The following is an 18,952-nucleotide window of genomic DNA, read 5'->3' as shown; positions in this document are numbered from 1 at the left end:
TTTCGAGTGTCCTACCTACAGGTACCATTTTACTACACCCTTTCTTTTTTCCCTTTTAAAAACTGTAAAATTACCGATGCCGCTATCCTGCTTGTCATTTGTCGAAAATCAATCGTCGGGTCGATTTCGACAATGTCCATTGCCTGCACCTTATCATAACGCGCAAGTAGCGAAATGGCGTGCAACAGCGTGCGGCTATCCATGCCGCCTGGCCCAATCGCTGGACACCCAGGGGCAAACGCTTGGTCGAGCACATCCATATCGACCGATACATACACCGCGTCCACACCCGATAACATCTGCATACTTTTTTCGATTATCGTTTGTATACCGAGGCGATACACCTCTTCGATCGTATACATCGTAACCCCACATTGTTTTCCGTATTCCGTATACGCGCGGCTATTCGCAAAGTCGCGCAAGCCAATTTGGACAAGCCGGCTTCCATCGACGATGCCCGCTTCGATTAACCGACGAAATGGCGTACCGTTTGTTGGTCCCCCATCTTCTAAATTGCGCAAATCGTGATGAGCATCGAACTGGATAATGCCAATTGTCCCTTTCTGTTTTTGCCAGCCGCTAACGACTGGACACGTGATGGAGTGATCGCCTCCGAGGACAATCCACATCGACTTGGGCTGTAACGCGACAACTTGCTCGATTGTTTCCGCAATGCGCCTTTGTGACGCAGCAATATCAGTCGGGTGCATCACTATATCGCCATAATCAGTAACCGTAACATCCGCTAAATCTATTCCCGATTCGATAGAGTATGTGCTATAAAACGATAGCGCTTGCCGAATGGCCTGTGGGGCGAACGCTGCTCCCGAATGGCTAATCGATGATTTCGAGAGCGGTGCGCCAATCAAGCCGATGCTGCTACAATGCTTTCCGTCCCACGAAATGAGCAGTTCATTTGCTTTTGTCACATAACGGTCTTGAAAATTCGCTTTGCCTGCTTCTTTAAGATACGGAAACATCGCCTCTTCCCCTTTCGCTCACAACTTTCCCATCTTTTAGCACCATTCGGACATGGTTAATTCCGTAATGGTATGGTACGTACATATAATTCGGTGCGTCCCAAATGACGATGTCCGCTCTTCTGCCAACCATAATTCGCCCGGCGTCTTGCCCGCGATTAATTGCATATGCCGCATTGACCGTTACCGCATGCCAAATTTCTTCCGGGGTCATCCGCAAATAGAGAGCAGCGAGCGTCATAATGAATTGTAAATTTTCTGTCGGCGAGCTACCTGGGTTAAAATCTGTCGCGAGCGCCACCGCTGCTCCTTCGTCGATCATTTGCCGCGCTTTTGCATACTTTCTTTTCCCTAAGTAGAACGACGTCCCAGGAAGCAGCACTGCTATTGTATTGGAATGAGCAAGCTGCTGAATTCCTGCTTCCGATGATCCGACAAGGTGATCAGCGCTTACCGCTCCCACTTCCACCGCTAACTCCGTCCCACCAAGCGGGTCAATTTCATCAGCATGAATTTTGACGGCAAATCCTTTTTCTTTTGCTTTTTGTAAAAAGGTGCGCGACTGTTCGACGGTAAATACGCCCGTTTCACAAAAAATGTCGACAAACTCGGCAAGCTGTTCTTGCTTAATGACATCTAGCAAATCCACCATTTGTTGCAGAAAATCATCAGGATTGTCTTGATGTTCTGCAGGAATCGCATGGGCGCCTAAAAACGTTGACACGACTTCTACATGGTGCGTTTGGTGTAAGCGCTTCGCGACGCGCAATTGTTTCTGTTCTGTTTCCACGTCTAACCCGTATCCGCTTTTCGCTTCGACCGTTGTTACCCCGTAGGAAAGCATGCGGTTCAAATGCACGCGTGCTTTTTCGTACAACTCATCTTCACTTGCTGCTCGCGTCGCGCGTACAGTCGATAAAATGCCGCCGCCTCGCTTTAAAATGTCTAAATACGAAACACCTTGCTGCTTTAGCGGCAGTTCATGTTCGCGCGAACCAGCGAAGACAAGATGGGTATGCGGATCAACAAGACCGGGCGTGACGAGTTTCCCTTCTGCGTCAATGAGATGACTAGCAGAAATAGTTTTTGCTTCTTCATTGCTACCAATCCACGCCACGCGTCCATTTTTTATTCCAACGGCTGCCTGTTCAATTAGAGGGAGCGTCTTCATCTTCTCCCCCTTTACCGGTCCGTCCCCTTCCATCGTTAATAGCTGCCCAATATTTACAATCAGCGTATCCATCATATTTACCCCCTTAGCATCGGGATATGAACGTTCATTTCTTTTGCTACTTCAATTGCTCGTTCATAGCCCGCATCTGCATGGCGGATAATGCCCATGCCAGGGTCGGTCGTTAGCACCCGCTCGAGCCGTTCCTCCGCTAAATCTGTTCCATCGGCAACGACAACCATTCCCGCATGCAACGAATAGCCCATGCCAACGCCACCGCCATGATGGAATGAAATCCAAGAGCCTCCAGCAGCAGTGTTAATGAGCGCATTGAGCACCGCCCAGTCCCCGACAGCATCGCTTCCGTCTCTCATCGCTTCTGTTTCGCGGTTTGGAGAAGCAACCGAACCGCAATCTAAATGGTCGCGCCCGATGACAATCGGCGCTTTTACTTCGCCTTTGCGTACTAATTCGTTCATCGCTAGCCCCATTTTCACCCGCTCGCCATAACCGAGCCAGCAAATGCGCGCAGGAAGCCCTTGGAACGCTACTTTCTTTTGTGCCATATCAATCCAGCGCAAGAGCGCCTCGTTTTCTGGGAACAGTTCTTTAATTAGTTCATCTGTGCGATAAATATCTTCTGGATCGCCGGATAGCGCTGCCCAACGGAACGGTCCTTTTCCTTCACAAAATAGCGGACGGATATACGCAGGAACAAACCCCGGAAACGCAAAGGCGTTTTCGACTCCTTCGTCTTTAGCGACTTGGCGAATATTATTGCCGTAATCAAAAACGATCGCACCGCGTTTTTGGAACTCTAACATAGCTTCTACATGTTTTGCCATGCTTTGTTTTGAACGGCGGACGTATTGTTCTGGATTGCTTTTTCTCCATTCAGCTGCTTCTTCTAACGATAGCCCTTCTGGTACATAGCCGTTTAATGGATCGTGGGCAGACGTTTGGTCGGTCACGATGTCGATATGCACACCGCGTTGTAACAACTCATGGTGCACTTCGGCGGCGTTGCCAACAAGCCCGATCGATAACGCCTCCCCTTTTTCTTTCGCTTCCTGCGCCCAACGAAGCGCTTCGTCGAGCGAATACGTCATCCGGTCACAATATTTCGTATCCATCCGCTTTTGAATTCGGTTTGGATCGATTTCTACGGCAATGACGACTCCTTCATTCATCGTTACCGCCAGCGGCTGTGCCCCGCCCATACCGCCTAATCCAGCAGTAAGTGTAATCGTTCCTTTTAACGTGCCGCCAAAATGCTTTTTGGCTACCGCAGCAAATGTTTCATACGTTCCTTGTAAAATGCCTTGAGTGCCGATATAAATCCAGCTTCCCGCTGTCATTTGACCGTACATGATTAACCCTTTTCGATCGAGCTCATGAAAGTGCTCCCACGTCGCCCATTTCGGTACAAGGACAGAGTTTGACAAAAGTACGCGTGGTGCCCGTTCATGCGTTTTAAACACGCCGACCGGCTTTCCAGATTGAATCAATAACGTTTCATCGTTTTCGAGCGTACGCAACGTACGGACAATCGCATCGAATGCTTCCCAATTTCGCGCCGCTTTCCCAATGCCACCATAGACAATTAACTCTTCCGGTTTTTCCGCTACTTCTGGATCTAAATTGTTGTATAACATGCGTAACACCGCTTCTTGTTCCCAGCCTTTACATTCGAGTTCTAATCCTTTTTTTGCTTGAATATGTCTCATTCTCATATCCCCTTTCATCTATTGGTTACCGTTTCTATCGTTTGTAGAAAAAAATCCCCTTTCACATCCTTCAGCCATTTTGCCGCTGCCTCGATATCTTTTGCGAAGACGCGGTCTTTTGTAATGGACGGAATGATTTTCCGCGCTGCTTCATAAAACGCGCGCGTCTTTGGTGCCATTTGTTCCACTCCACGATATTCGACGGCCTGCAACGCACAAATGAGTTCAATCGCCAAGACGCGCCGCGCATTTTGAATGATCGCATATGCATGGCGAGAGGCGATCGTTCCCATGCTGACATGGTCTTCTTGATTGGCGGATGACGGAATCGAATCGACACTTGCAGGGTGTGCTAACGTTTTATTTTCCGATACAAGTGACGCGGCCGCATACTGCATAATCATTGCCCCTGATTGTAGCCCAGGTGCTGGACTCAAAAACGGCGGCAAATCGTTTAGTTGCGGATTGACAAGCCGTTCAATGCGTCGCTCCGAAATGTTGGCCAGTTCTGCCACAGCAATTTTCATAAAGTCCATCGCTAAAGCAATCGGTTGTCCGTGGAAGTTCCCGCCAGAAATAACGGCTGCACCGTGATCGAAAATAAGCGGGTTATCAGTGGCGGCGTTTATCTCAATTTCTAGTTTTTCTTTTACATAGTCGAGCGCTTGCCAAGAAGCCCCATGCACTTGCGGGATACAACGAAGCGAGTAAGCGTCTTGGACACGCAATTCGCCTTGTGTCGTCGTCAGTTTACTTCCTGCTAAATACGAACGGATGCGTTTGGCTACTTCCGTTTGTTGGCGGTAGCCACGCACAAGGTGCACGCGCTCATCAAATGCATCGATAATGCCGCGCAAGCCTTCCATCGTTAACGCTGCAATTAACTCACTTTCATAAGCGAGCTGCTCTGCTTCCAAATAACCGACGACCCCCATTGCCGTCATCGCTTGTGTGCCGTTAATAAGCGCTAATCCTTCTTTTGCTTTTAATGAAAGAGGAGCAATGCCCGCTTGTGTCAACGCAGCGAGCGCAGGCATACGGCGCCCTCGGTAAAACACTTCTCCTTCACCAAGCAATGCAAGCGCTAAATGCGATAGCGGCGCTAAGTCACCGCTCGCTCCGAGAGAGCCTTGCTGCGGAACGACTGGATGAATATGCGCATTTAATAAATCAAGCAACCGTTGAATGACGATCGGGCGAACGCCGGAACAGCCTTTTAAGAGCGCGTTGGCCCGCAATAAAAGCATCGCACGCGAAACGATTTCTGGAAACGGCTCACCTACCCCACAAGCATGTGAATGAATTAAATTCCACTGCAACTCCTCTACATCGTCTGCTTCAATAAACACGTCACTAAACTTTCCAAAGCCTGTCGTAATCCCGTATACAATTCGTTTGTTAGCAACGATTTCTTCGACCGCCTGTCGGCTTTTTTTGACTGCATCTATACTGTCTTTCGATGCAATAACGGCTTCATTTTGATATAACACCCGTTTAATCTGCTCTAACGTTAACGTGTATCCTGTTAAAATGACCACGTTCACACCCCATTCCTTTAATGAAATAAAAAAGGAGGCTACACCACCATTTGGTGGAATAGCCTCCTTCTAAACTAAAGATCTATAGGCTACATATGATTAATTCCTAATCCGATTGTTTCGTGCTCTAACCCACGAATCGGCGCCCCGATTGTTCCGTATAACGCCACAGCAATCCATTCGCCTTCTGCTTCGTTTTCATATGGCATTCCGCGTACAACCGCAAAGCGAAGACCGACCGTTCGCATGAAATCACCTAATTCTACTTGACCTCTTGTAACCCCTTGCATCGCTTCGACAACCGCGTGATATAAAGCATGCATTTCACGGTACAACTCTCCGTTCACGACACCGTTTCGTTTAGCTGCTGTTTCGATGGCGGCTACAATTTTTTGCAGTTCCATGGCTCCAACTTTTCCTTTGCAACAACGCCACTGCAATGTAGCTAAGTGCTCAAGCAGCGCTTGCTCCTCTTCTTCTTCCATCAAAGCGAGCAATATCGCATTGCGGCCAATTCTTCCTCCTGTCTTTTTTAGCAACGTATATCAACACCTATTTTTTAAATTTTCTAAAAAACTAATGATCTATCATCATTGTAAAGGTCCTTTTGCCAACTGTCAATTGTTTTTTACCACTTTTTAACAAATTAATATAGTGCCTTATTACTAAACTAAAGTTTAACTTCGCGATCTCAATAACATGACACCGGACAACTATTAAGCAAATCATCTATATCTGGCGTTTTTTATCTCCCCGCCATCCCCAAAATATAAAACGCCCTTCATATTTTTTGTTGCGGATCATTGAATTTTTAAACGGTTTGTCGATTATCATAATTTTGTAAAAAAAAAATAAAGAGGCGTTTCGCGCCCCTTTATTTCAATACCCCCATCAATTCATCGACAGATAATAGCTTTCCTGTTGATACAACTTTTTCATTTACGACAAGCGCTGGCGTGCTCATCACTCCATAGCTCATAATTTTTCCAATATCCTCTACTTTCTCTACTTGCGCATCGATTTGAAGTTGCGCAATGGCCATTCGAACGTTTTGTTCGAGCTCTTTGCATTTTTTACATCCTGTTCCTAACACTTTAATCACCATTTTTTCATCCTCCTACAATATCGCATTAAATATATAGCCAATGGCGATAATGCCAATGGTTACAATAAGGACAAACATACCAATGAGCTGCGGTTTCATTACTTTGCGAAGCAACACCATCTCTGGGAACGATAGCGCTGTCATCGCCATCATAAAGGAAAGTGCCGTTCCCGGCGCCACTCCTTTCCCCATTAACGCTTCAATCATCGGAAGTGATCCGACTGCATTCGAATATAAGGGTACTCCAAGAATGACCGCTACTGGAACAGCTAATATACTTTTTTCTCCAGCATAACGAACGAGTAAATCTTCAGGAACATATCCGTGAATCCACGCCCCAATTCCAATACCAATAAGCAAAAATACCCATATTTTTTTTACAGTATCAATGACATTTGTTTTTGCATAAGCGAATCGCTCACGCATCGTCATTTCTTGGACAACAGATTCCCCTAATTGAATATTAAACACATATGGCTCGACATATTTCTCTAATTTTAGCTTTCCAATCACCCATCCAGCGATAATGGCTAATAATACGCCAAACAAGACGTACAACACCGCAATTTTCCACCCAAAAATCGAAAACAACATAACAAGTGAGACTTCATTGACAATCGGTGACGAAATTAAAAAGGTAAACATCACCCCAAGCGGAATGCCTGCCTCGACAAATCCGATAAAAAGAGGAACGGTTGAACACGAACAAAATGGCGATACGACACCAAGCAAAGCTGCTAGTACGCTCGCAATTCCTTTTTTCTTCCCGCTAATCCATCGCTTTACTTTTTCAGGCGGAAAATAGCTACGTACAAACGAAATGGCAAACACCATAACAGACAATAAAAAAAGAATTTTTAACGTATCATAAATAAAAAAATGGAGCGCTCCTCCAAACTTTGAAGTGATCGACAGTCCGAATACATCTTCAACTAACCAATCCGCAAACATGTTAAACATGAATATCTCTTCTTTCTTCCATAAGTGGCATGACCACTTCTTGATTTAGTTGATAAATTGTAAATTTTCCTTGTTTATATACATGTACTACTTTTCCTCGCTCAAGCAATTTCAAATGATGCGTAACAGTCGATGGAGGTAGCTGCAAGGCAGCTGTAATCTCACACATACATAAATCGCTGTGCATTAACATACCAACAATGCGCAAACGTGTTTCATCACCAAGTGCTTTAAACAATTGAGCGCGATGTTGTATGAGCTGATCATCTTGAAGAAAAGGAAACGTTTGCTTTGCTTTTTCAATCACGCCGTTTAGTTCTTGCTCATTTTTTAGTTGCCAATGATTTTTCATCCGTCATTCACTCCCCTCACTTTTATAATAAAACTATTTTTCTAGTTTTATAGTTGTAAATAATGAACATTTTTTGAACATCATTTTTAAATTCCCCCAGTCTTTTTTCGTAGTCTTTAAATGACTGTTTACTCATAAAAACCCATGGTGCTACGAGCACCATGGGTTTTGCCATTAAACCGCTTCATCTACTTCTTTAAGCGTTGTTAATAGACATTGATGTGCGGGATGGACATGATTACCTTCTCCCTCTTTCAAATACCCAAAAACGACTTCCTGCAAAATTAACTGCCATGCCCGCAACCGTCGCCACGGCTTTACTGCTAAATAGCTGCATTCCTGCTAATTTATGCAGCAAATAAAGCAAAACGATTGTCGTGCTTAACGATACAAGGTTGATGAAAATAAACTGAAGAAACTCTTGAACAGATGCTTTTTTTCGTACTTGAAACGTCCATGTGCGGTTCCAAACATAGCTATTCATCATACCTGCGCTATAAGAACATACTTGTGAAAAAACATATGGAACTCCTATCGAAGCAAGCAAGAAAAATACTACGAAGTCGACGAGTGTATTTCCTATCCCAACAACGGCAAAGCGAACAAGCATCATTTTTTCATTCCACATAATATGGTACCTTTTCATTTCCGCGTCTGATTCCCCAGCTTTCTTTTAAAATATAGAGCGGGCGATGCTTCACTTCATCGTAAATGCGACCGATATATTCTCCGATTACGCCAAGCATTATAAGGACAACACCGTTGAAAAAAAGAACCGTCATCACGAGCGATGACCAGCCCGTGACGGTAGAATGGGTAAACAATTTTAAATACAAGACAGCTATCATCCAAACGACACTAACAAACGAAAGCAAAAACCCTAACAAACTGGCAAGCTTTAGCGGTTTGTATGAAAAAGACGTAATGCCGTCAAGCGAAAAGCGAATCATTTTTTTGAGCGGGTATTTCGTTTCCCCCGCAAACCGCTCGTCGCGTTCATATTCAATCGCCGTTTGTTTAAAGCCAACCCAGCTCACGAGCCCGCGCACGAACCGGCTCCGCTCTCTCATTCCTACTAACTCGTCGCGCACTTTTCGGTCGATTAAACGGAAATCGCCCGTATCAAGAGGAATATCAATTTCCGTCGCTGCCCGTAATAACCGGTAAAAGGCGTAGGCAGTTGCTCTTTTAAAAAACGTTTCTCCTTTTCGTTTCGTTCGCTTTGCATAGACGACATCGTACCCTTCTTTCCACTTTTCAATCATTTCTAAAATTAACTCTGGCGGGTCTTGCAAGTCCGCATCAATAATGACAATCGCTTCCCCAGAAGCATAATCCATCCCTGCTGTAATTGCAATTTGATGCCCAAAGTTGCGGGAAAAATCCAAATATTTCACTGTATCGTCTCTAACCGCAAGCTCTTTTAACATATCAAGCGTGTCATCTTTACTACCATCGTTGACAAATAATAGCTCATACGCTCCGTCCGTTTGTTCCATTACTCTTTTTAATCGCTTATACGTTTCACGAATCACAAGCGCTTCATTATAGACAGGAATCACGACCGAATATTTCACCATGTTTCTCTCCTCCTATCCTTCATATTTATACAGCTTTTCTGCACCGTCTCTCCCAAACGACTGTTGTGTATCGCTGGATTGTTTCCATTCGGATTGCGGTATTTCTTTGCAGTGTGTTTGAATCCACTCGACGATGTCATTATTGCTTTGACCGCCACCGAATCCAGAAAGAAGGAAATATTTCACTTCCCCATTTTTCACTAAGTTCTCTAGCTTTTTAGCCGTCAATGCTGGGTCGTTTCCGGAGAATCCACCCATTGCCATGACCGCTTTATCGGTTTTTAACATGATTTGTGCCGCTTCTGTCGCACGGAACGTCGCTACTAAATAAGTTTCTCCATCATAGTTCTTTTCTAAATATTGAATGAGCTTCTCATTTGCTTCATTTCTTTCCACACTCCCCATCATCCGCCCATCTTGTCGGCCATCGAAGGTTGTTTGCGGACCTGCTGCTGGAATCATGCTATTGCCGCCGTACAATATAGGTGTGAGCGCCCAATAAAACGGCATGAGCAGAAGTCCAACTAAACTAGCTACTTTTACATAGTAGGCGATTCGCGTATGCTGCCGAAATGCAAGAAGCAAAACAAACGAAGCGAGCCCTAATAAGCCGACGAACCATATCCAGATAGTTGACATCGCCGCTTTATTTTGATAAAGAATGTACGCTTCTAATGAAAATGTCGCCAAAAACGCACTTGGAAGCAGCCATTGTTGTTTGCCCTCTTTGTAAAATTCCCATAATAACACACTACCAATCGCCACAAGCGCTGCAATCGCTGGTGCCATCATGCTTAAATAATAGCGATGGAAAAAACCAGCAATACTAAAAAATCCCATCATCGGAATGAGCCATGCCAACCAAAATACCGCTACTTTATGCGAAATGGTAAACATCCGCTGTTTGCGGATCGATAACCCAACCGCAATCGTGCTAAAAAGAACAAACGGTAATAACCAGCTAATTTGTCCGGAAAGCTGTTGGTTAAACAGGCGAAAGATTCCGCGATTGCCTGTTTCTCCGATGCCGATCCCACCTCCACCTTTAAACTCCGGCAGTTGTGGTGGTGTATTCCCGCTGTTCTCGGATTGCCCCATACGTTGCATGCCGTTCGGTAGTTGTCCCGCACCATTTGGCGGCTGTGGCATCTCCCCTCTTTCCCCTGCGTTAGCGTCCATCGTACGATTCCCACCTGGTCCTGCACTGCCAGTAAGCCGACCGATGCCGTTATAGCCAAGCGCCAATTCCAATACAGAGTTTGTTTGGCTGCTGCCGATATACGGACGGTTGTCTTTCGGCATAAGATCAGCAATTGCGGCATACGATAGCGACGTCATCAGCAACACCACGGTTGCGAGGGCTAGCTGTTTCATTTTTCGTTTCCAAGTCTCATTTTTTGCCAACCAATAAAATATGTAAAACGCCGGCAACACCATATACGCTTGCATCATTTTCATGTTAAAGCCAACCCCAACAAGCGCAAAGCTAACAAGGAGTGATGTTGCTTTTTTCGTATGAATGGATTTGATCAGTGCCCACGTCGCAACTAACAGCGTAAAAATTAAAATCGTATCTAAATTGTTCGTGCGAGTAACTGCGACAAAAATAGGGGTGCACGCAAAAATAAAGCTCGCCCATCGCGCTGCGACGCGACCAAAAAACGGCTTGACGATGAAATAAAGAAGCGATGTGGACAACACGCCAGCAAGCGCTTCTGGAAGCAAGACGCTCCAATCGCTTACGCCAAATAAAGCGACGCTCAGCGCTTGAAACCATAGCGCCACCGGCGGCTTGTCGACCGTAATAAACCCAGCTGGGTCAAGCGATGCGAAGAAAAAGGCTTTCCAATTCGCTGTCATACTTTTCGCCGCAGCCGTATAATATTCGTTCGAACCAGCGTTGCCAATGTTGTAAAAATACAAAAACGAAGCCAATGCGATGATGGCTATGAGCCACCAGTCCATCTTTTTCTCTTTCATTTTTCTTCCTCCATTTATAAAATTTTCTCTTCTAATTCACTGGTCCCATCATACAGTCTTTCAATGAAAATTAAGTGAAAATAAAAAAGAGCCAATAAACCATTTGGCTCCTTTAGTTCCTCGGCCCCCATAAGATAATCAGCACACCAAGCAAGCATACGGCTGAGCCGATCCAGTCATAAAGATCAGGAGTTTTTCGATCAATTCCCCATCCCCATAAAACAGATAAAACGACAAACACGCCACCGTATGCCGCATAAATCCGCCCAAATGACGGAAACTGCTGCAACGTCGGAATGATGCCGTAAACGATCAAAATCACTCCCCCAACTAATCCGTACCAAGCCGGCTTTGATTCGCGCAACGAAAGCCAGATTAAATAGCCGCCGCCAATTTCTGCAAGCCCTGCTAAAATGAATAACATCACTGCCAACATCGAACCAAATCCTCCTATTTCCCAAGAAGTTCCAACCAGTCTTTCATTAGGCGATGGGTTGCTTCAAAAAACAACTCATCAACTGTATTGCCTTTCACCATGTCTCCATCGATGAGTACAAACAATCGTTTTTCATTTCCCTAAACAACCTTTTCGTTTCGCTATTTTTATACGTCCGCTGCAAAAATTTATATAATTTTTTGTTTCATATTTCTGTTCCTTATAAAAGCAAATTTTTGTGGTTCATCACCAAATTTTGTGATTTAGTGACAAAAAAGAGAAAGCACTGACGAGATCCTGGCAATAATGTTAGCGGTGAAATAAACATTAAGGAGGTCTCGTAAGTGCTTTCTATACCACTAGGATTGCCAGAATTTAAAGTGATTAAACAAGAACTTCTTTCCTATGGTTATGCGATTCATGTAGAGAAAACAGAGACACAGGAACGTTGCCCTCATTGTGGTTTTGCCACTTCCTCTGTCCACGACAGACGGACAAGAAAAGTACGGGATTTGGCGATTTTCCATCAACCGGTGTACTTGTTCGTAAAGGTAAAGCGCTATCGGTGCTGGAATTGTTCCCAAGTGTTTTCCGCCTCTTTGGAATCGATTCAACCCAATCAACACTACACCAATCGATTTTGTGAGTACTTGTATGAACTTTGTGAAGGCTCCACCATTCAAGAGGTTAGCCGAAAGCACCGCATCCCATATACGACATTGGAACGCATCTATTACTCCATCGCATCGAAAAAAGCAAAAGAGCGTCAAACAGCGATCGAAGCATCTTCTCAAGAAGAGATGGTGCTGAGCTTAGATGAAATCGCGGTAAAAAAGGGACATCAGTATGAAACCGTATTGATGGATGCCAAAGCCGGATCGGTCATGGGAATGCATGCCGATCGCCAATGTAACTCCGCCATCCACTTGTTGAGTCAAAATGTCCTGTCGAAAGAAATGGTCCAAACGGTGATTCTTGACATGTGGGAACCTTATCATAAGGCGGTTCGTGCCCTGTTTCCATCTGCTTCGATTGTCATCGATAAGTACCATGTGGTTCAAAAAGTGACACAAGCCTTGGATCAAGCAAGAAAGGAATGTTCTCCATTGAAAAAGGCTCGATATCTTCTCTTAAAAGGCTGTGAAAAGCTTCGTAAGGACCAACGGCTTCGATTAGACGATATCTTGGAGGAGTATCCGGCACTTTCCATTGCTTATTATCTGAAAGAGTTGTTTCGGGATTTTTACCGAACCGATGGATATAACGAAGCAAAGGAACGCTTGGAAGAATGGATTCAGTTAGCCAAACAGAGCCCTTTTGCTTCTTTTCAGGAAGCAGCCAACACGCTTGAAAGGTGGAAGGAGCCTATTCTTTCCTACTTTTTGTGCCCATATACCAATGCCCGGATCGAGGGGACGAATCACAAGATCAAAAACATCAAACGCCGGGCATATGGCTATCGAAATCTAGAACGGTTTCGTTTGCGTGTATTTCTGGAGTGTACAGGGAACACTACAGGTAGTCAGGCTGCTTAAGCGCTCCCTTCTTCCGCTATCGGTATGATAGTTGGTAGAATGGAACCCGTCAAGGAAAGCACTTGACTGTTTCCATTCTACCAACTTCGTGGTCTGTATGCGGAAGAAGGATCCTGACTGATGAACCTATTTCATCCAGCTAACATGTTTCTAGGATTGAGTAGAAATCACAGAAAATGGTGAAGACCCATTTTTGTTATGGTGCAATCCTCTCTTCGTGATGATAAAAATTATCATTTTCATATTATCATAAAAAATTACCCTCACGAAAAAATTTTTTTGCTGTTTTCTTGTTGTTTTTTGTAGATTTCCGTAGGTTTATTTTACATTTAATTCAGAAAAGAAAAAATAGTTGAAAAATAGGAAGGAGGGGACATATTGATCTATTTTCATCAAGTGAATAAACATTACGGAGACTTTCACGTCTTAAAAGATATTAATCTCACTATCCAACAAGGTGAAGTCGTCGTGATTATCGGGCCGTCCGGTTCTGGAAAAAGTACGTTAGTTCGCTGCATTAACCGCCTAGAAACAATTACAAGCGGCGAACTGATTGTCGATGGCGTGAAAGTAAACGATAAAAACACCGATATTAACAAACTGCGCCGCAATATCGGCATGGTTTTTCAACATTTTAACTTATATCCACACAAAACCGTCTTGCAAAATATTACATTGGCACCGATGAAAGTGCTCGGCGTGCCAGAACAAGAAGCAAAAGAAACAGCCATGTATTATTTGGAAAAAGTTGGTATTCCTGATAAGGCGAACGCCTACCCGACAGCGCTTTCCGGAGGCCAACAGCAGCGCGTCGCTATCGCTAGAGGACTAGCGATGAAACCGAAAATTATGCTGTTTGACGAACCGACTTCCGCGCTTGACCCAGAAACGATTGGCGAGGTGCTCGATGTCATGAAAACGCTTGCAAGAGAAGGAATGACGATGGTTGTCGTCACCCACGAAATGGGATTTGCTCGGGAAGTCGCTGATCGCATCGTCTTTATGGACCAAGGGAGAATTTTGGAAGAAGCACCACCAGAACAGTTTTTTGCCAATCCGCGCGAAGAACGGGCGCGCCTGTTTCTCAGCCGGATTTTAAATCATTAATATAAGGGGGAAATTTTTCATGTTCAAAACCGTTTGGAAAAAAATGATTGGGCTTGGGCTTGTCGCCATGCTCAGCGCCACTGCCTTAGTCGGCTGCAGCAGCGAAACAACAACAGAAAACAAAAATAGCAACAAATCAGAAGAAAAAGCAGCAGAAACCACGTTGGACAAAATTAAGGAACGCGGAAAATTAGTCGTCGGCGTCAAATACGACCTCAACCTTTTCGGCTTAAAAAATCCGCAAACGGGCGAAGTAGAAGGCTTTGACATTGATATTGCGAAAGGATTAGCGAAAAAAATTCTCGGCGATGAAAACAAAATTGAGCTAAAAGAAGTAACATCCAAAACGCGCATTCCGATGCTAAACAACGGCGAAATTGACGCGATTATCGCGACAATGACGATTACCGAAGAGCGGAAAAAAGAAGTTGACTTCTCCGACGTCTATTTCATGGCGGGCCAATCGCTACTCGTCAAAAAAGACAGCAACATTAACGGGATTGCTGATGTAAACAAAAAAGGCGTGACGGTATTAACGGCAAAAGGCTCTACTTCCGCACAAAACATTCGGGCAAAAGCGCCAGAAGCAACTGTGCTAGAATTTGAAAACTACGCCGAAGCGTTTACAGCGCTAAAAGCAGGACAAGGCGATGCGCTCACGACAGACAATGCGTTGTTGTTTGGAATGGCAAAACAAGATCCAAACTTCCGCGTCGTTGATGAAACGTTCTCGGAAGAGCCGTATGGAATTGCGGTTCGCAAAGGCGATAAAGAATTATTAGACGTCATTAACGAATACTTAAAAGAAATTAAAGCAAACGGCGAATACGATAAAATTTACGAAAAATGGATTGGCGAAAAGCCAAAACAATAATGAAAAGACGATGAGCGGAAATATATCCGCTCATCTCTTGTTCATTTGGAAAGGAGGCTACAAGGTGCTTGACTATTCGATTCTTATCGAACATTGGGATATGTATATGCAAGGGTTTGCCAATACATTAAAGGCGAGTGTCCTTGCGTTAATCGGCAGTTTAGCGATCGGAACGGTAATGGCCGTTTTTCGCATCGCACCCATTCGCCCATTAAACTGGATTGGCGCTGCCTATGTCGAATTTATTCGCAACATCCCGCTCATTTTAATTGTATTCGTCTTTTTTGTCGGGTTGCCTGCAATCGGCATTCGCTTTGATTCATTCACTGCCGGCACGTTAGGGTTAACTGTTTACACGGCGGCATTTATTGCCGAAGTCATCCGCGCGGGCATTCTTGCCGTTCCGAAAGGACAAATGGAAGCTGCGCGCTCATCGGGACTGACGTATTTGCAGGCGATGTGGCATGTGATTTTGCCACAAGCAGTAAAAATCGTCATCCCGCCAATGGGCAACCAATTTATTAACCTCGTTAAAAACTCATCGGTTCTCGGGGTCATCGCTGGGCTTGATTTGATGTATTTCGGTGACTTAATTTCGTCAGAGACGTTTGTCACATTTGATGTGTATATTTTCGTTGCCTTATTTTATTTACTTTTAACAATTCCATTAAGTTTAGGCGTTGGCGCATTAGAACGCCGCCTAGCAAAAAGTCGATAAAGGTGGAGTGAGAAATGGATTTTGTCGGTGCATATGCTCCTGCGCATTTGAAGTTTTTATTGGAAGGATTTGTTGTTACTCTTGAAGTTGCCTTTCTCTCCATTTTCTTTAGTTTTCTCATTGGTATTATCATCGGCGTGCTACGGTATAGCCGTATTCCTTTTCTTTCTCCAGTACTTGCGGTCGGGGTGGAGACGATTCGGAACTTGCCGCTGTTATTAATTATTTTCTTTACGTACTTTGCGCTCCCTGAAGTCGGATTCAAACTTGATAAGTTTTATGCTGCGATTTTAGCGCTCGTCATTTTCGAATCAGCGATGCTATCAGAAATTGTGCGGAGCGGGCTGAATTCAATTGAAAAAGGACAAATCGAAGCCGCACGGTCATCGGGACTCACCTATACACAAACGCTATGGCATATCGTTTTGCCACAAGCGTTGCGCCGCATGGTTCCTCCGATTGTCGGGCAGTTTATTTCGCTTTTGAAAGATACATCGCTTGCTGTCGTCATCGCCTTGCCGGAATTAATGAACCATGCCCAAATTATTAACGGCCAAAACGTCAACTATGTCATTCCTATTTTCCTATTAGTTGCCGTCATGTACTTTGTCGTCAACTACTCCCTTTCGCTCGTTTCGCGAAGACTGGAGCATAAACATACGTAACAATGAATCTCCGTTTCCTGTATAATAGGAAATGGAGATTATTATTTCCAAGATAAAGGAGATATGTATGCGCGAACGGATACTACCAATCTTGCTTCTCATCATAGCAACCGCTTTTTTCGGAGAAATGAAAGTGAATCCGTTTGGAAGTTCGTTTCGGTTTTCGCTCGGAAGCGCCGTTTTCTTTTTCGGGCTTATTTGGTTTCGAACCGTGCCAGTAATATGGACAGGAGTGCTCACAGGTCTTTTTATTTCTCTATTTCGGACAAGCATCGACCTACTGATGAACGACGAATCTTTTAGCGATCATTTTCTTTCTCATCTTCCGGCTGCATGCTATTATCTCGCTTTTGCATTTTTTGTTCACCTATGCCGCATTCGCACTTATATGGAATTGCCTATTCATGTCGCGTTGCTCGGGGCAAGCATTGATTTCGCCTCTAATATTATCGAACTGTTTGTCCGTCATCTAATGGGCGAAATGATTGCTGTCACGCATGAAACGATTTTTATGCTTCTTTTGTTCGGAATTTTGCGAAGCTTTTGTGTTGTTGGACTATACAACATTTTGATGCTTCAACAAATGCAAACGTTAGGAGAAGCCCGGCGGCAAGAACTCGAACGGCTCGTGATGATGAACGCCAGCCTCTATGAAGAAGCATTTTATTTGCGCAAATCAATGAGCCATATGGAGGACATTACACGCAAAAGCTACGAGCTATACACAACGTTAATGGACGGGAAAAGGGTTGAACCGCGCACTGCGCTTTATATCGCGGAACATGTGCACGAAGTCAAAAAAGACTCCCAGCGCATTTTAGCTGGTCTGTCAGAATTAATGAACCAAGAACAGCGTGATTTGCGCCTGTCGATTGCTGAGCTTTGCGGTATGGTCATTCGCGCGAATCAAAAATACGCGGAATCGTTAAAAAAAGAAATTGCTTTTCAATTCACGTGCGATCTCGACTTATCGACTAAGTACGTCTACGCCCTTCTTTCTGTCTTAAATAATTTAGTCGCCAATGCGGTAGAGGCAATCCCCTTATCCGGGTGGATTCAGCTTCGCGCTGAACTTGATGGCAGCGACCTCGTCTTTACCGTCACTGATTCCGGTCCTGGAATACCGGAAGACGAGCGCGATTGGGTGTTTGAGCTTGGGTTTACAACCAAATACGATGAGAACGGCAACCCATCCACTGGCATCGGGCTAACGCACGCGAAAGAAATTGTTCATAGTTTCAATGGAAACATACGATTAACAACCGACGAAAATGGCCAAACGCAATTTCAAATACACATTCCTAGCAAACAATTATAAGGAGAGGATGCCATGCACTTTTTTCTAATTGAAGATGATGCGGTTGTAAGAAAAATGTTAGAAAAAATTATTCATGAAAGCGGACTTGGAGAAGTCGTGGGACAGGCTGAGGATGGGCTAGATGTATCGATCGATCAGCTATATGCTGTCGATGTCGTGCTTATCGATTTACTTATGCCAGGGCTTGATGGCATTCAAACGATGAAAAAGCTGCGGGCGCAAGGGTTTACCGGCCCATTTATCATGATTTCCCAAGTAGAAAATAAAGAAATGATTGGGCAAGCGTATCTTCACGGCATCGATACATATATCCATAAACCGATTAACCGTTACGAAGTCGTCTCGGTTTTAAAACGAGTCGCCGACTACCTTTCTGTCGCTTCATCGCTTGACTCCATCCGCCGCCTATTGCAAACGCTAGAAAAAACGAAACAACCTCTCGCCACCCATGAAGCGACGACCGAACAAAAGGCACGGCAGCTTCTTCTCGTCTTAGGCATCGCTGGCGAAGCGGGGGCAGCCGATTTATTAGCCATTATGCGCTGGCTTTCGGAACAAGAACAACAAGGGCGATCGATTCACGACTTGCCGCCATTGAAAGAGCTATATGCCCAAATAGTGCGACGTGTGTATAAAGAAGAGCAACTTGTGCAAAAAGAAATACGCGCGATGGAACAGCGCATCCGCCGTATGGTGCTACAAGCGTTTACACACTTATCGTCACTCGGGTTAGCCGATTACACCAACCCGACATTTGAGCATTTCGCCCCACGCCTGTTTGATTTTGAAGAAATTCGCCTGCGCATGCAAGAGTTAGAAGCTGGGGAAAAAGCAACAAAATGCCGAATTAACGTAAAAAAATTTTTAACTGCCTTCTATATGGAAATAAAAAATATGTAGCAGAGG

19 protein-coding genes are annotated in these 18,952 nt (G+C 44.6%); 7 read left to right on the top strand and 12 right to left on the bottom strand.

The features are described from left to right. Positions 1-32: 32 nt before the first annotated feature. The 12 genes from hutG to AFK25_RS06520 all read right to left on the bottom strand — a co-directional run bounded on the left by hutG (position 33) and on the right by AFK25_RS06520 (position 11,829). Positions 33-980: a formimidoylglutamase gene (hutG, locus tag AFK25_RS06575; protein WP_035067694.1), complete on the bottom strand. Its 948-nt coding sequence runs from the start codon at positions 978-980 to the stop codon at positions 33-35. After that, positions 964-2,226, bottom strand: coding sequence for an imidazolonepropionase (gene hutI, locus AFK25_RS06570; RefSeq protein ID WP_035067696.1), 1,263 nt, complete (start codon positions 2,224-2,226; stop codon positions 964-966). The genes hutG and hutI overlap by 17 nt, the downstream gene beginning before the upstream one ends. 2 nt (positions 2,227-2,228) lie before the next feature. Further along, complete coding sequence (gene hutU, locus AFK25_RS06565; RefSeq protein WP_240483489.1) at positions 2,229-3,878, bottom strand: urocanate hydratase; 1,650 nt, start codon at positions 3,876-3,878, stop codon at positions 2,229-2,231. Positions 3,879-3,892: 14 nt separating this feature from the next. Next, positions 3,893-5,416, bottom strand: coding sequence for a histidine ammonia-lyase (hutH, locus tag AFK25_RS06560; protein WP_035067700.1), 1,524 nt, complete (start codon positions 5,414-5,416; stop codon positions 3,893-3,895). Positions 5,417-5,505: 89 nt separating this feature from the next. After that, on the bottom strand, positions 5,506-5,955 hold the full coding sequence (gene hutP / locus AFK25_RS06555; protein WP_020424588.1) for a histidine utilization transcription antiterminator HutP: 450 nt from the start codon (positions 5,953-5,955) through the stop codon (positions 5,506-5,508). A gap of 335 nt (positions 5,956-6,290) precedes the next feature. Continuing rightward, positions 6,291-6,521 carry a thioredoxin family protein gene (locus tag AFK25_RS06550; protein ID WP_009362706.1) on the bottom strand — a complete coding sequence of 77 codons (231 nt, stop codon included), beginning with the start codon at positions 6,519-6,521 and terminating at the stop codon, positions 6,291-6,293. A 12-nt stretch (positions 6,522-6,533) separates the two neighbouring features. Further along, positions 6,534-7,481, bottom strand: coding sequence for a permease (locus AFK25_RS06545; protein ID WP_035067703.1), 948 nt, complete (start codon positions 7,479-7,481; stop codon positions 6,534-6,536). Then, positions 7,474-7,833 (bottom strand): ArsR/SmtB family transcription factor, encoded by a 360-nt coding sequence (locus AFK25_RS06540; protein WP_009362708.1) that lies wholly within the window; start codon positions 7,831-7,833, stop codon positions 7,474-7,476. Before AFK25_RS06540 ends, AFK25_RS06545 begins: the two co-directional genes overlap by 8 nt. A gap of 238 nt (positions 7,834-8,071) precedes the next feature. Further along, entirely contained in the window at positions 8,072-8,461 is a 390-nt protein-coding gene (locus tag AFK25_RS06535) for a GtrA family protein (RefSeq protein ID WP_009362709.1), read from the bottom strand. Next, positions 8,451-9,413, bottom strand: coding sequence for a glycosyltransferase family 2 protein (locus AFK25_RS06530; RefSeq protein ID WP_035067707.1), 963 nt, complete (start codon positions 9,411-9,413; stop codon positions 8,451-8,453). Before AFK25_RS06530 ends, AFK25_RS06535 begins: the two co-directional genes overlap by 11 nt. A 12-nt stretch (positions 9,414-9,425) precedes the next feature. Beyond that, on the bottom strand, positions 9,426-11,393 hold the full coding sequence (locus AFK25_RS06525) for a glycosyltransferase family 39 protein (protein WP_035067715.1): 1,968 nt from the start codon (positions 11,391-11,393) through the stop codon (positions 9,426-9,428). A gap of 112 nt (positions 11,394-11,505) precedes the next feature. Next, positions 11,506-11,829 carry a YnfA family protein gene (locus AFK25_RS06520; protein WP_035067717.1) on the bottom strand — a complete coding sequence of 108 codons (324 nt, stop codon included), beginning with the start codon at positions 11,827-11,829 and terminating at the stop codon, positions 11,506-11,508. 344 nt (positions 11,830-12,173) lie between these two features. On the opposite strand from AFK25_RS06520, the gene AFK25_RS06515 reads away from it, so the two are divergent. From AFK25_RS06515 to AFK25_RS06485, 7 genes are all read left to right on the top strand, one after another. Then, positions 12,174-13,364: an ISL3 family transposase gene (locus tag AFK25_RS06515; protein ID WP_035067864.1), complete on the top strand. Its 1,191-nt coding sequence runs from the start codon at positions 12,174-12,176 to the stop codon at positions 13,362-13,364. A 378-nt stretch (positions 13,365-13,742) separates the two neighbouring features. Continuing rightward, complete coding sequence (locus AFK25_RS06510; RefSeq protein ID WP_009362713.1) at positions 13,743-14,471, top strand: amino acid ABC transporter ATP-binding protein; 729 nt, start codon at positions 13,743-13,745, stop codon at positions 14,469-14,471. A gap of 19 nt (positions 14,472-14,490) precedes the next feature. Continuing rightward, entirely contained in the window at positions 14,491-15,345 is an 855-nt protein-coding gene (locus AFK25_RS06505; protein WP_019418240.1) for a glutamate ABC transporter substrate-binding protein, read from the top strand. A gap of 64 nt (positions 15,346-15,409) precedes the next feature. Beyond that, the gene (locus tag AFK25_RS06500) at positions 15,410-16,063 is read left to right on the top strand and encodes an amino acid ABC transporter permease (protein WP_019418239.1); all 654 of its coding nucleotides are present in this window, start codon (positions 15,410-15,412) and stop codon (positions 16,061-16,063) included. Between the two features lie 14 nt (positions 16,064-16,077). Then, entirely contained in the window at positions 16,078-16,728 is a 651-nt protein-coding gene (locus AFK25_RS06495; RefSeq protein WP_021095745.1) for an amino acid ABC transporter permease, read from the top strand. 67 nt (positions 16,729-16,795) lie between these two features. Then, entirely contained in the window at positions 16,796-18,046 is a 1,251-nt protein-coding gene (locus tag AFK25_RS06490; RefSeq protein WP_035067795.1) for a sensor histidine kinase, read from the top strand. Between the two features lie 12 nt (positions 18,047-18,058). Beyond that, positions 18,059-18,946 carry a response regulator gene (locus tag AFK25_RS06485; RefSeq protein ID WP_019418236.1) on the top strand — a complete coding sequence of 296 codons (888 nt, stop codon included), beginning with the start codon at positions 18,059-18,061 and terminating at the stop codon, positions 18,944-18,946. Positions 18,947-18,952 lie beyond the last annotated feature (6 nt).

It is taken from the genome of Anoxybacillus gonensis (assembly GCF_001187595.1).
GTDB lineage: Bacteria > Bacillota > Bacilli > Bacillales > Anoxybacillaceae > Anoxybacillus > Anoxybacillus gonensis.
Note: the sequence above shows the minus strand (reverse complement) of the source record. Positions and strands in the feature narration are given on the sequence as shown.

Coding starts and splice junctions, on each gene's coding strand:
- hutU (WP_240483489.1), bottom strand. CDS start 3,878: ATGAGACATATTCAAGCAAAAAAAGGATTAGAACTCGAATGTAAAGGC.
- AFK25_RS06550 (WP_009362706.1), bottom strand. CDS start 6,521: ATGGTGATTAAAGTGTTAGGAACAGGATGTAAAAAATGCAAAGAGCTC.
- AFK25_RS06485 (WP_019418236.1), top strand. CDS start 18,059: ATGCACTTTTTTCTAATTGAAGATGATGCGGTTGTAAGAAAAATGTTA.
- AFK25_RS06505 (WP_019418240.1), top strand. CDS start 14,491: ATGTTCAAAACCGTTTGGAAAAAAATGATTGGGCTTGGGCTTGTCGCC.
- hutI (WP_035067696.1), bottom strand. CDS start 2,226: ATGATGGATACGCTGATTGTAAATATTGGGCAGCTATTAACGATGGAA.
- AFK25_RS06535 (WP_009362709.1), bottom strand. CDS start 8,461: ATGTGGAATGAAAAAATGATGCTTGTTCGCTTTGCCGTTGTTGGGATA.
- AFK25_RS06545 (WP_035067703.1), bottom strand. CDS start 7,481: ATGTTTAACATGTTTGCGGATTGGTTAGTTGAAGATGTATTCGGACTG.
- AFK25_RS06540 (WP_009362708.1), bottom strand. CDS start 7,833: ATGAAAAATCATTGGCAACTAAAAAATGAGCAAGAACTAAACGGCGTG.
- AFK25_RS06520 (WP_035067717.1), bottom strand. CDS start 11,829: ATGTTGGCAGTGATGTTATTCATTTTAGCAGGGCTTGCAGAAATTGGC.
- AFK25_RS06495 (WP_021095745.1), top strand. CDS start 16,078: ATGGATTTTGTCGGTGCATATGCTCCTGCGCATTTGAAGTTTTTATTG.
- AFK25_RS06530 (WP_035067707.1), bottom strand. CDS start 9,413: ATGGTGAAATATTCGGTCGTGATTCCTGTCTATAATGAAGCGCTTGTG.
- AFK25_RS06525 (WP_035067715.1), bottom strand. CDS start 11,393: ATGAAAGAGAAAAAGATGGACTGGTGGCTCATAGCCATCATCGCATTG.
- hutG (WP_035067694.1), bottom strand. CDS start 980: ATGTTTCCGTATCTTAAAGAAGCAGGCAAAGCGAATTTTCAAGACCGT.
- AFK25_RS06490 (WP_035067795.1), top strand. CDS start 16,796: ATGCGCGAACGGATACTACCAATCTTGCTTCTCATCATAGCAACCGCT.